General features: G+C 64.8%; 13 protein-coding genes. 10 read left to right on the top strand and 3 right to left on the bottom strand.

Features of this window, described 5'->3' with window-relative positions; translation table 11 throughout:
- Positions 1-427: 427 nt before the first annotated feature.
- The 3 genes from E8E75_RS13750 to E8E75_RS13740 all read right to left on the bottom strand — a co-directional run bounded on the left by E8E75_RS13750 (position 428) and on the right by E8E75_RS13740 (position 3,673).
- Complete coding sequence (locus tag E8E75_RS13750) at positions 428-2,035, bottom strand: methyl-accepting chemotaxis protein (RefSeq protein WP_120652598.1); 1,608 nt, start codon at positions 2,033-2,035, stop codon at positions 428-430.
- A 118-nt stretch (positions 2,036-2,153) separates the two neighbouring features.
- A complete protein-coding gene (locus E8E75_RS13745) occupies positions 2,154-3,191 on the bottom strand; it encodes a metal-dependent hydrolase (RefSeq protein ID WP_280359178.1) in 1,038 nt (345 codons plus the stop codon).
- Positions 3,192-3,382: 191 nt separating this feature from the next.
- Positions 3,383-3,673, bottom strand: coding sequence for a hypothetical protein (locus E8E75_RS13740; protein WP_153921286.1), 291 nt, complete (start codon positions 3,671-3,673; stop codon positions 3,383-3,385).
- Between the two features lie 509 nt (positions 3,674-4,182).
- Here E8E75_RS13740 and E8E75_RS13735 point away from each other — a divergent pair.
- The 10 genes from E8E75_RS13735 to E8E75_RS13690 all read left to right on the top strand — a co-directional run bounded on the left by E8E75_RS13735 (position 4,183) and on the right by E8E75_RS13690 (position 14,094).
- Positions 4,183-5,076 carry a VOC family protein gene (locus E8E75_RS13735; RefSeq protein ID WP_120652595.1) on the top strand — a complete coding sequence of 298 codons (894 nt, stop codon included), beginning with the start codon at positions 4,183-4,185 and terminating at the stop codon, positions 5,074-5,076.
- A gap of 11 nt (positions 5,077-5,087) precedes the next feature.
- Positions 5,088-5,969: a CoA-transferase gene (locus E8E75_RS13730; protein ID WP_153921284.1), complete on the top strand. Its 882-nt coding sequence runs from the start codon at positions 5,088-5,090 to the stop codon at positions 5,967-5,969.
- 10 nt (positions 5,970-5,979) lie between these two features.
- Positions 5,980-6,792 carry a ketoacid CoA transferase gene (locus tag E8E75_RS13725; protein WP_153921282.1) on the top strand — a complete coding sequence of 271 codons (813 nt, stop codon included), beginning with the start codon at positions 5,980-5,982 and terminating at the stop codon, positions 6,790-6,792.
- A 15-nt stretch (positions 6,793-6,807) separates the two neighbouring features.
- On the top strand, positions 6,808-7,677 hold the full coding sequence (locus E8E75_RS13720) for an enoyl-CoA hydratase (protein ID WP_120652592.1): 870 nt from the start codon (positions 6,808-6,810) through the stop codon (positions 7,675-7,677).
- Positions 7,677-8,759 carry a nitronate monooxygenase gene (locus tag E8E75_RS13715; protein ID WP_153921280.1) on the top strand — a complete coding sequence of 361 codons (1,083 nt, stop codon included), beginning with the start codon at positions 7,677-7,679 and terminating at the stop codon, positions 8,757-8,759. Before E8E75_RS13720 ends, E8E75_RS13715 begins: the two co-directional genes overlap by 1 nt.
- 11 nt (positions 8,760-8,770) lie before the next feature.
- Entirely contained in the window at positions 8,771-9,529 is a 759-nt protein-coding gene (locus E8E75_RS13710) for an enoyl-CoA hydratase family protein (RefSeq protein WP_153921278.1), read from the top strand.
- 4 nt (positions 9,530-9,533) lie between these two features.
- Positions 9,534-10,700 (top strand): acyl-CoA dehydrogenase family protein, encoded by a 1,167-nt coding sequence (locus tag E8E75_RS13705; protein WP_120652589.1) that lies wholly within the window; start codon positions 9,534-9,536, stop codon positions 10,698-10,700.
- 10 nt (positions 10,701-10,710) lie between these two features.
- Complete coding sequence (locus E8E75_RS13700; protein WP_120652588.1) at positions 10,711-11,763, top strand: acyl-CoA dehydrogenase family protein; 1,053 nt, start codon at positions 10,711-10,713, stop codon at positions 11,761-11,763.
- 148 nt (positions 11,764-11,911) lie between these two features.
- On the top strand, positions 11,912-13,060 hold the full coding sequence (locus E8E75_RS13695; RefSeq protein ID WP_153921276.1) for an acetyl-CoA C-acetyltransferase: 1,149 nt from the start codon (positions 11,912-11,914) through the stop codon (positions 13,058-13,060).
- Positions 13,061-13,218: 158 nt separating this feature from the next.
- Complete coding sequence (locus E8E75_RS13690) at positions 13,219-14,094, top strand: SDR family oxidoreductase (protein ID WP_120652586.1); 876 nt, start codon at positions 13,219-13,221, stop codon at positions 14,092-14,094.
- Positions 14,095-14,162 lie beyond the last annotated feature (68 nt).

Below are 14,162 nucleotides of genomic sequence, written 5' to 3'. Positions count from 1 at the left end.
TTCACGGTGTGAGTCGGCTTGGAGATTGGTTTCCAGTTCATTGCCGAGCGGGCTTCGGCTTTCTGTTTCGCCTTTACGGGCGAGTCACTTTTGCCAATCGCGGCAAAAGTAACCCCAAACGCTTGCCCCACCATCCGGCCCGACTTCGTCGGGTGCCCTCCCTTCCATCGTTGCGCCGGGGGCACGGAGAGTTAGGCCATCCATGGCCCCGCACGCCTCTCGCGGCATTCATGCCGCTCGTCCCCCTGCACAACGATTCCGCTCGGCCACCTGAAGGGGCGGAGTCGCTGCCTCACCTCGAGTGCTCAGTTTCAGGCCGCTGTCTGCTTCAGAAATGTGGCGCGAGTCACCCCTCGCCCTCCGGGAGAGGGCGGGGGTGAGGGTGGTTCCAGTTCAGCGCGGAGGGGCAGAAGATGGGGCGTCGACCTCAGATCTGAAACCGCGCCACCGACGATTGCATCGAACTGGCCACGGCATCCAGGCGGTCGGCGGCCTGGGCGAGGTCCAGCATTGCCTGACTGTTGTTGCGCGACATCTGGGCGATCAGTTCGACGCGCTGGGCTACTTCGTTACTGGCCTTGGACTGCTCGCCGATGGTGTGGGAAATCTCCTCCACCACTTCTGCGGCACGGTGAGCGCCGCTGCGAATCTCGCTGATCGACTCGCCCGCCTGGCGCGCCAGGCCGACGCCATCCTGCACCCGCTCCACGCCTGTCTGCATGCTGTCCACCGCGTTCTGGGTGGACTCGCGGATGCGCTGGATCATCCCGGTGATTTCCTGGGTCGACTGCGCGGTGCGCGCCGCCAGGTTGCGTACCTCGTCCGCCACCACGGCGAAACCCCGCCCGGCTTCCCCGGCGCGGGCGGCCTCGATGGCGGCGTTCAGCGCCAGCAGGTTGGTCTGTTCGGCGATGCCTTTGATCACCTGGATGATGGAGTGGATCTCCTCCGACGACTGGCCCAGCGCGGTGATGGTGCTGGAAGACTGGTTGACCGCGTCGGCAATGCGGTTCATGCCTTCAACCACCCCGAGGATCACCTTGCCGCCACTGCCGGCGAGGTCTTCCGACTGGGCGGAAATATTCTGCGCATTGCGCGCGTGTTCGGCGATCTGGCCGATGTTGGTGATCATCTGTTCCATGGCCGCGGCCATGCTGGTGGCACTGTCGGATTGCTCGCTGGCGCCATCCACGATGCTTTGCGAGGTTTTGCTGAGACGGTGCGCGGTGCCGCGCAGCTCTTCGCTTTCGCTACGGATGGTGGTGATCATCTGGCGCAGGTTGACTTGCATCTCGGCCAGCGCCCGCTGCAACTGGCCGGCCTCGTCGTCGCTGTCGATGCTGACCTGGGTGAGCAGGTTGCCCTGGGCGATGGCTCGCGCCACGCCGACGGTCTTCTCCAGCGGCCGTAGCACGGCGCGCATCAATTGACTGGTGACCACGCAGAGCAGGCCGATCACCAGCAGGATGCCGCCGACGAGCCAGGCGGCAGCACTGCTGACGGCAGCTTCGCCGTCGGCGCGGGTCTGGGCCGCGTGGGATTCGATCTTGCTGCTGAGGGCTTCGTTCTTCTCTTCCAGCTCGCCGAAACTGCGCTCGAAGGAGGGCAGTTCGGCACGGGCCGCCTGCGGATCGCGCAGGGCGAGATTGACGATCCGCTCGGCTTCGCCGATGTAGCTTTCCAGGGCAGGCTGGGATTCGGCGATTGCGGTGCGGATGTCCGCCGTGAGCGGCAGCTTGGCATTGTCGCCGAGCGTGCGGCGGAACCATTCACTGTGCTCGCGCAGGTCATTGCGCACCTGATCGGCGCCGGCCTGGTCACCCGGCTGCACCACCAGGGCGGCCAGAACGTCCGCGCGCAGGGCGTCATGCATCATGTCGCCCTCCAGATGATTGCGCAGTGCGCTGACGCTGAGCTGGTTCTCGGCCAGAGCGTCGGCCAGCTCGGTTTGTCCCCAGTAGCCGATGCCACCCAGGAGGGCGGCGGCCACGACGCTGATTGCCCCGGAGGCGACCATTTTCTGTCTTATTTTCATGTCCTGTACCCGCTGGATTGGCCCGATGCTGGCAAGGGTAGTCCAGCAACAAGTGGCGCTGGAGAGTTTATCGGCCGCTGTGCGAGCGTCATGAGAGAGGCGCGACTCAGTAAATTCCCTAGCGCTGCAGCATTCCCGCCCAACTGGATAAGGGAATCACCTGATCCTCATGCCAGATCCGCTGCCATAGCAGCTTCAGGCGCGCCAGGTCGCCCCGGCTCGTCGGCCAGCGCCGCGCTTGCGCCACCGGTTGCCAGCGGCCGTCGCGTTGCTCCGCGAGGATGAAGCGGAAAGGATGGAAACCGGTCATGCCCAGGCGGAGGTCGGTGACCACCAGCATCTGGTCGATCTGGTCGTAGCGCAGGATGCCGTGGGTAAACCAGGCCAGGCGTACGTGTTGTGGCGAATCCCGAAGGCGCCGGGCCAGGTCGGTGCCGCGGGGGATGCGCTCGAGCCTGGGCGGCTCATGGTCGAACCAGCTGACCAGCGCTTCGTGATAGTCCTCGCCGTCCAGCACGGTGACGCGCCAGAGCAGTATGTTGAAGGGCGTCGGGGCGCTGAAGATGGCCTGCGGACGGATGCCTTCCCGTTCCAGCACCTCATGAACCCGCTGTTCGGCCATGAACTTGCCGCCCAGGCTTGAAAGCAGGTAGAGGCTCGACAGTGCCAGCGCCGCCACGGGCAGGCGAGGGGTGCGCCCGCGCAGTCCGAATAGCAGTCCACCGATCACCGCTGCGAAAAGGGGCAGGGTGTACAGCGGATCGATGATGAAGATGCTCGACCAGGCGATGGGTGGGGTCTGCATCGGCCAGAGCAGTTGGGTGCCATAGCTGGTGAAGGCGTCCAGCAAGGGATGGGTCACCAGCACCAGCCAGAGGGTGAGGAACAGGCGTTGGGTGGAATACCCCGGATTGGGGCGCCATCGTCGTACCAGCAAGGTCAGTAGTGCCGCCAGGGCACTGAGCACGAAGATGGAGTGGCTGAAGCCACGGTGGTAGGTCATCGCCGCCACCGCGTCCGTGTAGCGGATCACCACGTCCAGGTCCGGCAAGGTGCCGAGCATGGCGCCATAGAGCAGCGCCTTGCGCCCCTGCCAGCGTCCGAGCAGCGCGCCCTGGATGGTAGCGCCGAGCACCGCCTGGGTGAGTGAGTCCATTGCCGTCTCTCGAAGGTGATCCGCCGGCTAAATTACTGCGCCGACAGCCATCCCGGCAGCGGGAAATTCCCACCAGATTTTTCGAGCGATGGAGAAGAGTTGAGTATTGGCTTCGGAAGAGAGTTCAAGCGCCCTGTTCCCTTCCTGGCGCGGGACGGGACGCACCAGGAAGGGAGGGTGTTGCAGGCCGATTACTCGTACACCACGCGTTGATGGTGGATGCGAGATTGATAGCGATTTGAGGATTTCATGGCCGGTTCAGCCGCTTCTCTGGCTGCGCCTGAACCGGCCGCAGTTGGTTTTTCCTCGACCAACTGGGCGAAACGCTCGCTTTCGTCTTCGGTCGTCTGCTGGCGCACTTGATATTCCCGGTACTGGATGAGGCGATCACTGCCTCCTTCAGCTGTGGCCTGGAAAGAAGTCAGCGCGACAAGAGAGAACAACAGGCTGGAGAAGGCAGTGGTGCAAATTGCGGATTTCATGTTTCTTCCTCGTTTAAACACTTGAACAACCCCCGATGCCGGATGTTAAGGAAGAACTAAAACGTCGCCAGTACTATTTTGTGGTGCCTGACAAATGGCAAATTTAAAGATGATTGGTAGTTTTATAAGGTGCTGATTGGCATGGAGTATTCCGTGGTTAATGCTCTTTTTAAGTGCATGTAACGGACTGTTTGTATGTATGTAATCGGCTGTAATTGAATTGTTTCTGTCGGGTTTCATTGAAACACTTCAGAAACAAAACAAGTTCAATGAAAGAGGATGTTGGTCCGACTTTTGATCGGCATCGCCGGCTGCAATTCAATGCCGCCATGAAATACGCGCTCGCGTTCCAATCGATGAGCCTTGACGCAAACGCCAGAGCCCCGTCCCACGCGCCTTTCGCGCTAGTCCCATTGGACGATGTCCACCTCCTGACCTGCGGATTTAATCCCTCCCCATAGTGCCCCGTGCCCCGAGTACGCGGCGATAACGACAATGAGGAGGACCGCATGGATATCCGTGGCCTGGGTTACGTCACCGTAGCCTCGACAGACCTGAAGCGCTGGGGCGATTACGCCACCGGGGTGCTCGGCATGATGGTGGATGCCGTAGCGGGCGAGCGGCTCTACCTGAAAATGGACGAACGTCCCTACCGCATCCTGGTTGAGCGCGCCGACCATGACGGATATGGCGCCTGCGGTTGGGAGGTCGCCGGCAAGGCTGCCTTCGAGCAGGCCATTGCCGAGCTGCAACAGGCCGATGTGGAAGTCCAGCGCGGTAGCGCGGCCGATGCCGTCAGCCGCAAGGTGCAGGAACTGGCGCGATTCGCTGATCCGGACGGCAACCGTCACGAGCTGTTCTGGGGTCCGCTGCAGGACTTCGCTCCCTTCATGTCCCCGGTCGGTGTTTCCGGCTTCGTCACCAGCGACCTCGGCATGGGCCATGCCGTACTGCCGGCACCGGCCTTCGACCGCTGCCTGGATTTCTACGAGCGCGTCATGGGCTTCGGCCTTTCCGACCTGATGAAGGTGCGCTTCACCCCCGATCCGGCCGAACCGGAAAAGCGCATCCACTTCCTCCATTGCAACAACGGCCGCCACCACTCCCTGGCGCTGTTCGAGTGTCCGATCCCGTCGGGCTGCGTGCACCTGATGGTGGAAGTGCACGAACTGGATGACGTCGGCCGCGCGCTGGACCGCATGCACGCCAGCGGTGTGAAGCTCTCCGCCACCCTCGGTCGCCATACCAACGACGACATGACCAGCTTCTACATGCAGACCCCGGGCGGCTTCGACCTGGAGTACGGCTGTGGCGGCAAGGTCATGGACTGGGAGCGCCATACCCCCTTCGAGAGCACCGTGGTCAGCCACTGGGGCCATGACTTCAGCGTCGGCCGTCAATAAGGAGCCGCCCCATGGACAAACGCATGACCGCTGCCGACGTGGTCGGACAGCTACGCGACGGCATGACCATTGGCATCGGCGGTTGGGGCCCGAGGCGCAAGCCCATGGCCCTGGTCCGCGAGATTCTGCGCTCCGGCCTCAAGGACCTCACGGTGGTCGCCTATGGCGGCGCCGACGTCGGCATGCTCTGTGCCGCCGGCAAGGTGAAGAAGCTGGTCTACGCCTTCGTCTCGCTGGACTTCATCCCGCTCGAACCCTACTTCCGCAAGGCCCGCCAGGAAGGCGCCGTGGAAGTGATGGAGATCGACGAAGGCATGCTACTGCTCGGCCTCAGGGCCGCCGCCATGAACGTGCCGTTCATTCCCACTGCCGTGGGCCTGGGCACCGACGTGCTGAGCATCAACCCGGAACTGAAGCTGGTCAGTTCCCCCTACGACGACAGTCGCGACTGGGTTGCCATGCCCGCGCTGAAGCTCGATGCGGCGCTGGTTCACGTCGACCGCGCCGATGTCCGCGGCGTCTGCCAGATCGCTGGTCCCGACCACTATATGGACGACCTCTTCGTGCGTGCCGCACAGAAGGCTTTTGTCAGTTGTGACGAGCTGGTCGACAGCGCCTGGTTCCATGAGGACCCGGCCCGCGCCCGCCAGGTGTTCTGGGAACGCAACCGCACCAGTGCCGTCGTTCATCTGCCAGGCGGCGCCCACCCGTCGTCCTGTGCGCCGCTCTACGGCTTCGACACCGCTCACTTCAGGGCCTACAACGCCTCGGCCGCCGAGCCAGAAGGCTGGCAGGCCTACATGGAGCGTTACGTGAACTGCGGGGAAGCGGAGTACCTCGCGCGTGTAGGTGGCCTGGACGCCATCCGCCAACTGCCGCTCCCGGTTTTCTGAGGACGCTGAGATGACTGCCACCAAACAACCCTACAGCCTCGCTGAACTGATGATCTGCGCCGCCTCCGAAGCGTTCGCCGGTGACGGTGAAGTGCTCGCCACTGGAATCGGCGTGCTGCAGCGCCTGGCCGCGTCGCTGGCGATGCTCAACTGCAATGCCGAACTGATGATGACCGACTCCGAAGCCTTCATGGTCGCCGAGCCGGTGCCGGTCGGGCCGCGCGGCGGCTACCAGCCGAAACTCGACAGCTGGATGGGCTTTTCGCGCATCTTCGACAATGTCTGGAGTGGCAAGCGCCATGCCCTGGTGGGACCGGTGCAGATCGACCGCTTCGGCCAGGCCAACATTTCCTGCATCGGCGAACACGCCAAGCCCAAATCGCAGATGCTCGGCGTACGTGGCTTCCCCGGCAATTCCATCAGCCACGCGAACTCGTTCATGGTGCCCAGCCACAACAAACGTGTGTTCGTCGATGGCGAAGTGGATGTGGTGGCCTCCGTTGGCTACAACCCCGAGCGCCTCGCCCGTGGCTGGTCGCTGGACGAGATCGATATCCGCATGATCGTCACCGACCTCTGCGTGCTCGACTTCCAGGGTCCCGGTCGGCAGATGCGCATTCGCTCCCTGCACCCCGGTGTCAGCGTGGAAGAGGTACAGGCCGCCACCAGCTTCCCGCTGCATGTGCCGAACGCGATTCCCACCACTGCCGCACCGACCCTCGAGCAACTGATCCTCATCCAGCAGCTGGACCCGCACAACCTGCGCGCCAGCCAGCTCAAGGACAATCCGCCGGGCGTGCGCGCCCGGGCCATGACCCACTGAGGCGGAGCCGCCCACATGAGCCACGAACAGGCCGCAGAAGCAGACGTGGTGCAGTACGAGGTTCAGGGCCCGCTGGCCCTGGTCACCATGCACCGCCCCGAGTATCACAACGCGCAGAACTCGCGCATGACTTACGCCCTGGACGCCGCCTTCCGTCGCGCCTGCGATGACGACGCGGTCAAGGTCATCGTCCTGCGCGGTGCCGGCAAGCACTTCTCCGCCGGGCACGACATCGGTACGCCTGGTCGCGACGTGAACCAGAGCTTCGAACGCACCAGCCTCTGGTACGACCACGTGAACAAGCCAGGCGGAGAGTTCCTCTACGCCCGCGAGCAGGAGGTCTATCTCGGCATGTGCCGGCGTTGGCGCGACATGCCCAAGCCGACCATCGCCATGGTGCAGGGCGCCTGCATCGCCGGCGGACTGATGCTGGCCTGGGTCTGCGACCTGATCATCGCCTCGGAGGACGCCTATTTCGCCGATCCGGTGGTGCGCATGGGGATTCCGGGGGTCGAGTACTTCGCCCACGTGCACGAACTGAATCCGCGCATCGCCAAGGAGTTCCTCTTCCTCGGCGAGCGCATGGGCGCCGATCGTGCCTACCAGATGGGCATGGTCAACAAGGTGGTGCCACGCGACGTGCTGGAAGACGTGACCCTGGACGTAGCCCGGCGCATCGCGCAGATGCCGCGCCTGGGCCTGCAACTGACCAAGCAGGCGGTGAACAACGCCGAGGACCTGATGGGCAAGCGCGCCACCATGGACATGGTGTTCGGCCTCCATCACTTCGCCCATGTGCACAACGAACTGGTCAGCGGCGACAAGCTCGGCGGCTACGACGCCCGCGGCATGGCGCAGTCCCAGCGCAACTCATCGGAGGCGTGATGGCGATTTCACTCGATACTCGCCTGACCCGACTGCTGGGTTGTCGCTATCCGATCATCCAGACCGCCATGGGCTGGGTGGCCGATCCGAAACTGGTAGCGGCCACCGGCAACGCCGGCGGCTTTGGCTTCCTGGCCGGCGCCACCATCGAACCGCAGCGCATGGAAGCCGCCATCCTCGAAACCAAGGCGCTCACCGATCAGCCATTCGGCGTCAACTTCCACATGTACCAGGCCAATGCCGGCGAGATCGTCGAGCTGGTGCTCAGGCACGGTGTGCGTGCGGTGAGCTACAGCCGTTCGCCCGGCAAGGCGATGATCACCCGCCTGAAGGATGCCGGTGTGGTTTGCATACCCACGGTGGGTGCGCTCAAGCATGCAGTGAAGGCGGTGGAGATGGGCGCCGACGCCGTCACCGTGCAGGGCGAGGAGGGTGGTGGCCACACCGGCTCGGTGCCCACCTCGATTCTGCTCGGCCAGGTGGTGGACGCCGTCGATGTTCCGGTGGTCGCCGCCGGCGGCTTCAAGGACGGGCGCGGCCTGGTCTCGGCCCTGGCGCTCGGTGCCGAAGGCATCGCCATGGGCACGCGCTTTTTGATGAGTGCCGAAAGTCCTGTGCCCCCGGCCACCCTGGATCGCTACCTGAAAGTCCGCGACCCAGCCGCCATCATCATCAGTCGCGCCATCGATGGCATGCCGCAACGGATGATCCGCAACGAATTGCTCGACAGCCTGGAACGCTCCGGCGGCCTGAAACGCCTGTTGCTGGCCCTGCGCAGTGCACTGGCCTACCGCCGTCACAGCGGCGCGAGTATCGCCCAGCTGCTGGGCAGCGCGTTGAAGCTCGGCGGTAGCGACGGTCTCAGCGCCGCGCAAATGCTGATGGCCGCCAACGCGCCGATGGTGATCCAGAAGGCCATGGTCGAGGGCCTGCCGGCGGCAGGCGTACTTCCCGCCGGGCAGATCGCCGCCAGCATCGACAGCCTGCCGGGCTGTGCCGAACTCATCGAATCCATCGTGCAGCAGGCCGAGCAACGGCTCGCCGAGCTGTGCCGCCGCGTGACCGACAAATCGAACAACTAAGGGGTAGCCGGATGAGCAGTCCATTTCACGTGAGCATCGATAACGGCATTGCCGAGATGGTCTTCGACCATCCGCCGGTGAACGCCTTCGACAGTAAAGGCTGGGCGGCCATCGCCGCCGAGCTCGAGCACCTGGGCGAGTCGCCCGAGGTTCGGGTCATCGTCATTCGCGCCGAGGGCCGGGGGTTCTGCGCTGGCGTCGACATCAAGGAACTGGCAGCCGACGGCAACCTGATAGTCGCGGTGAACAAGGGCAACTACGACAGCTTCAAGGCCGTCCACCGCAATCCCAAGCCAGTGATCATCGCTGTGCACGGTTTCGTCCTCGGTGGCGGCATCGGCCTGTGTGGCGCGGCGGACATCCTGGTCGCCTCTGACTGCGCGCGTTTCGGCGTACCCGAGGTGGACCGTGGTGCCATGGGCGGCGGCGCCCACCTACAGCGCCTTTTCCCGGTGCAGAAGGTGCGCCACATGTACTTCACCGGCGAGATGATCGACGCCGCCGAGGCCTATCGCCTGGGTGCCGTGGAACGTGTTGTACCCCGCGCCGAGTTGCGCGAGGCGGCCCTGGAGATCGCCCGCAAGATCGCCGCCAAGAGCCCGGCCATGATCGCCCTGGCCAAGGAGGCGCTGACCGGCATCGAAGACGGCAACCTCGAAGACAAATACCGCTGGGAGCAGGGCTTCACCCTGCAGGCCTACCGCTCGCTGGATTCCCAGGAAGCCCGCGATGCCTTCGTCGACAAGCGCACCGCCACCTTCAAGGGATGAGCCCATGGACCTGACCTACACACCTGAACAGCAGGCCTTCCGTGAGGAGGTCCGCGCCTGGCTGGCGGCCAATGTGCCGGCTGAACCGCTGCAATCCTTCGACTGCGAGGAAGGCTTCCGCCAGCACCGCGTCTGGGAAGCGAAACTCAACGAGGGTCGCTGGGGCATGGTGACCTGGCCAAAGGAACTCGGTGGACGCGGCTGCGACCTGATCCAGTGGTTGATCTTCGAAGAGGAGTACTACCGCGCGGGCGCACCGGCACGGGTCAACCAGAACGGCATCTTCCTGCTCGGCCCAACCCTGATGGAGTTCGGCACCGCCGCACAGCAGGAGCGCTTCCTGCCGAAGATGGCCACGGGCGAGGAAATCTGGGCCCAGGGCTGGTCGGAACCCAACGCCGGCTCGGACATGGCTGCCATCCGCTGCCGGGCCGAGCGCAAGGGCGACGTCTATGTGATCAACGGCCAGAAAACCTGGTCCACCCGCGCCGTCTGGGCCGACTGGCTGTTCGGCCTGTTCCGCAGCGACCCGCAATCCAGCCGCCACCACGGACTGACTTTCATCCTCCTGCCGCTGAACAGCCCCGGTATCACCGTGCGCCCGATCCCGCAGCTCAACGGCCTGCCGGGCTTCGCCGAAATTTTCTTCGACGACGTGGAAGTGCCTGTGGATAACGTGCTGGGCGGGGAGGGCATGGGCTGGCACGTGGCGATGTCCACTGCCGGCTTCGAACGCGGCCTGATGCTGCGCTCGCCGGCCCGCTTCCAGGAAACCGCGCGGCGCCTGGTGCAACTCTACCTGGCCAACCGGGAACAGGCGGACCTGGACCCGGCCATCGGCGAAGCGGTGATGCGGGCCTGGATGGACGCCGAGGCCTACACCCTGAACACCTACATGACGGCGTCGCGGCTGGTGAAGGGCGGCAAGATCGGTCCGGAATCCTCCACCAACAAGATCTTCTGGTCCGAACTGGACCAGCGAATGCACGAGACGGCGCTGTCGATCCTCGGCCTGCGCGGCGAGTTGCTGCCGGAAGCACCGGATGCGGGTGATGTCGGGCACTGGCTGGACGGCTTCCTGTTCGCCCAGGCCGGGCCCATCTACGCCGGCACCAACGAGATCCAACGCAACATCATCGCCGAGCGCATGCTCGGCATGCCGCGAGCCTGAGGAGCGCGCCATGGACTTCACCTTCAGCGATGACCAACTGCTGTTCCAGGACAACGTGCGCGCCTTCCTTACCAACGAAGTGATCCCGGAGCGCATCCGCGAGTTATGGCAGACCGGGAGCGGCCGCAGCGACGAACTCTGGGGCCAACTTACAGAACTCGGCCTAACCGCCCTGACCGTGCCGGACGGCTTCGGCGGCCTGGACATGAATGAGCTGGACTTCATCCTCCTCGCCCAGGAGTGCGGCTACGCCGGCCTGCCCGAGCCCCTGGTGGACACCATGCTCATCGGCGTGCCGCTGCTTGCCGCCCTGCCGAACCAGCTCGACCTGCAAGGCGAATGGCTGACCCGAATCGCCGAAGGCAAGGCCCGCCTCGCCGTCGGCGAGCCGGGCAACCCTCTGGTGGCCGACGCCCATGTGGCCGGTCTGCTGTTGCTACCCCACGGCGATGAAGTGCACGCCGTGTTGCCCGAGCAGGTTCAGCTTACCCGCAACGAATCAGTGGACCCGAGCCGGCAGCTGTTCCGCGTCGACTGGAAGCCGACCGCGGGGACCCGCGTGGCCGAAGGCGAGCAGGGCAGGGCACTTTGGGCCGCCGCGAAGAACCGTGGGGCGCTGGGAACCGCCGCCCAACTGCTGGGCCTGGCAAAGCGCATGGTGGATTTGGCGGTGGACTACAGCTTCGAGCGCAAGCAGTTCGGCAAGCCGGTGGGTTCCTTCCAGGCGGTGAAGCACTTGATGGCCAACGTCGCGGTGCAGATCGAGTTCGCCAAGGGCCCGCTCTACCGCGCCGCCCATGCCGTCGCGCAGAACCTGCCGGAGCGGGACGTACAGGTTTCCCACGCCCGCATCGCCTGTACCGAAGCGGCACTGCTGGCCGCCAAGAACGCCATCCAGACCCACGGCGCCATGGGATACACCTGGGAAGTGGACCTGCAACTTTTCATGAAACGCGCCTGGGCCCTGGACAAGGTCTGGGGTGATCGTGGCTGGCACAAGGCACGGATTCGCCAGGCGCTGTTCTCGGGCACCGTCCAGCCGGGGGCGGGGAATACGTTCTGATTGATAGCGCCCTCTCCCCCGGCCCCTCTCCCTGAAGAGGAGAGGGGTGACTCGCGCCTGCCATACCGTGCACGGACAGCCCCCTCTCCCTTCAGGGAGAGGGCTGGGGAGAGGGCTACCGACTTCAACCTTACAAAGAGACCACCTAATGCCCGAAGCCTACATAGTCGACGCCCTGCGCACGCCCACCGGCCGGCGCAAGGGTGGCCTGAGCCAGATCCACGCCGCTGACCTGGGCGCCCACGTATTGCGCGAACTGGTCGCCCGCAACTCCATTCCCGACGCCGACTACGACGATGTGATCTTCGGTTGCGTCGACACCATCGGCCCGCTGGCTGGGGACATCGCCCGCACCTGCTGGCTTGCCGCCGGCCTCGACCAGGCCGTGCCCGGCACCACCATCGACCGCCAGTGCGGTTCTTCGCAGCAAGCGGTGCACTTCGCCGCCCAGGCCGTGATGAGCGGCACCCAGGACGTGGTTATCGCCGGTGGCGTGCAGACCATGACGCAGATTCCGATTTCTTCGGCCATGACCGCCGCCGAACCGCTGGGCTTCACTGACCCATTTTCCGGCTCCGAAGGCTGGGTGAAGCGCTATGGCAAGGTGCCGCCGACCCAGTTCCGCTCTGCGCAGATGATCGCCGAACGCTGGGGCCTGTCCCGCCAGGCGCTGGAGGCCTACGCCCTGGAATCTCACCGCCGCGCCTTGCGCGCCATCGAGCAGGGCCGTTTCGCCCGCGAGATCGTGCCACTGGCCGGCGTCGAGCACGACGAAACCCCGCGCCAGACCAGCCTGGACAAGATGGCCGAGCTTGAAACCCTGTTCGGCTGCGACCGCGTCACTGCAGGGGTTTCCAGCCAGACCTGCGATGGCGCCAGTGCGCTGCTGGTGGTCTCCGAGGCGGCGCTCAAGCGCTACAACCTCACACCCCGTGCGCGCATCCACCACATCAGCGTGCGTGCCGACGACCCCGTATGGATGCTCACCGCGCCCATTCCGGCCACCGAGTACGCGCTGAAGCGTGCCGGCATGAAGCTGGACGACATCGATCGGGTGGAAATCAACGAAGCCTTTGCCTCGGTCGCGCTGGCCTGGCTGAAGGAAACCGGCTACCCCCATGAACGCACCAACGTCAACGGTGGCGCTATCGCCCTCGGCCACCCTCTGGGCGCCACCGGCACCCGGCTGATGTGCACGCTGCTGCACGAGCTGGAACGCAGCGGCGGCCGCTTCGGAATGCAGACCATGTGCGAAGGCGGTGGGCAGGCGAACGTGACCATCATCGAGCGCCTTTGACCTCGCTCCCCTCTCCCCCGGCCCCTCTCCCTGAATAGGAGAGGGGAGCAACGCAGTCTGTGCCGAACTCGACCACTGCACGGACCGCCCCCTCTCCCTCTGGGAGAGGCTTGGGGTGAGGGCCGTCACCACCATTCGAACTCACCGGAGAACCCCAAATGCCAATCTGCCAGAACCGCTCCGTCATCATCACTGGCGCCGGCGGCGGGCTGGGCCGTGCTTATGCACTGGCCTTCGCCGCCGAAGGCGCCAACGTACTGGTCAATGATATCAACCTGCCGGCCGCCGAAGCGGTGGTCGCCGAAATCCGCGCCAAGGGCGGCGAAGCTGTCGCCAGCAACGGCGATATCACCAACTACGCCGCTGCCGGCGAAATCGTGCGCCAGGCCATCGAAGCCTTTGGCGACCTTCACGTGCTGGTGAACAACGCCGGTATCTGCCGCGACCGCATGTTCGCAAGCCTCACCGAGGCCGACTGGGACGCCGTGATGGCGGTACACCTGAAGGGCCATTTCTGTCTCGCCAGCCATGCCGTGAAGCACTGGCGCGAACAGGCCAAGGGCGGTGTCGCGGTCAAGGCCCGAATCATCAACACCAGTTCCGGCGCCGGCCTGCAGGGTTCCATCGGCCAGTCCAACTACGCAGCTGCGAAAGGTGGCATCGCTTCCCTGACGCTGGTGCAGGCGGCCGAACTGGCGCGCTACGGCATCACCGCCAATGCCCTGGCCCCGGCCGCCCGCACCGGCATGACCGAGGAAGTGTTTGCCGAGGTGATGAAGAGACCGGACGAAGGCTTCGACCACTTCGCCCCCGAGAACGTCGCCCCGTTGGTGGTGTGGCTGGGCTCCGAGGACTCGCAGGCCATCACCGGGCGCATGTTCGAAGTGGAAGGCGGCAGGCTCTCGATCGCCGACGGCTGGCGCCGTGGCCCCGAGTTCGACAAGGGCGCACGCTACCAGCCGGAGGAAGTGGGCGGGGTGGTCGAACGCCTGCTCGCCGAAACGGTGCCGGCGCAGAAGGTGTACGGCAGCTGAGCCCCGCACGTCCCTGCTGCTTTCTTTTCTTTGTGGGAGCGAATTCATTCGCGATTGGCCGTGCAGCG

Origin of the sequence: Pseudomonas sp. BN606 (assembly GCF_029873115.1) — a bacterium.
Taxonomy (GTDB): domain Bacteria; phylum Pseudomonadota; class Gammaproteobacteria; order Pseudomonadales; family Pseudomonadaceae; genus Metapseudomonas.
The sequence above is the reverse complement of the archived record's forward strand: the minus strand, read 5'-3'. Positions and strand labels throughout refer to the sequence as shown.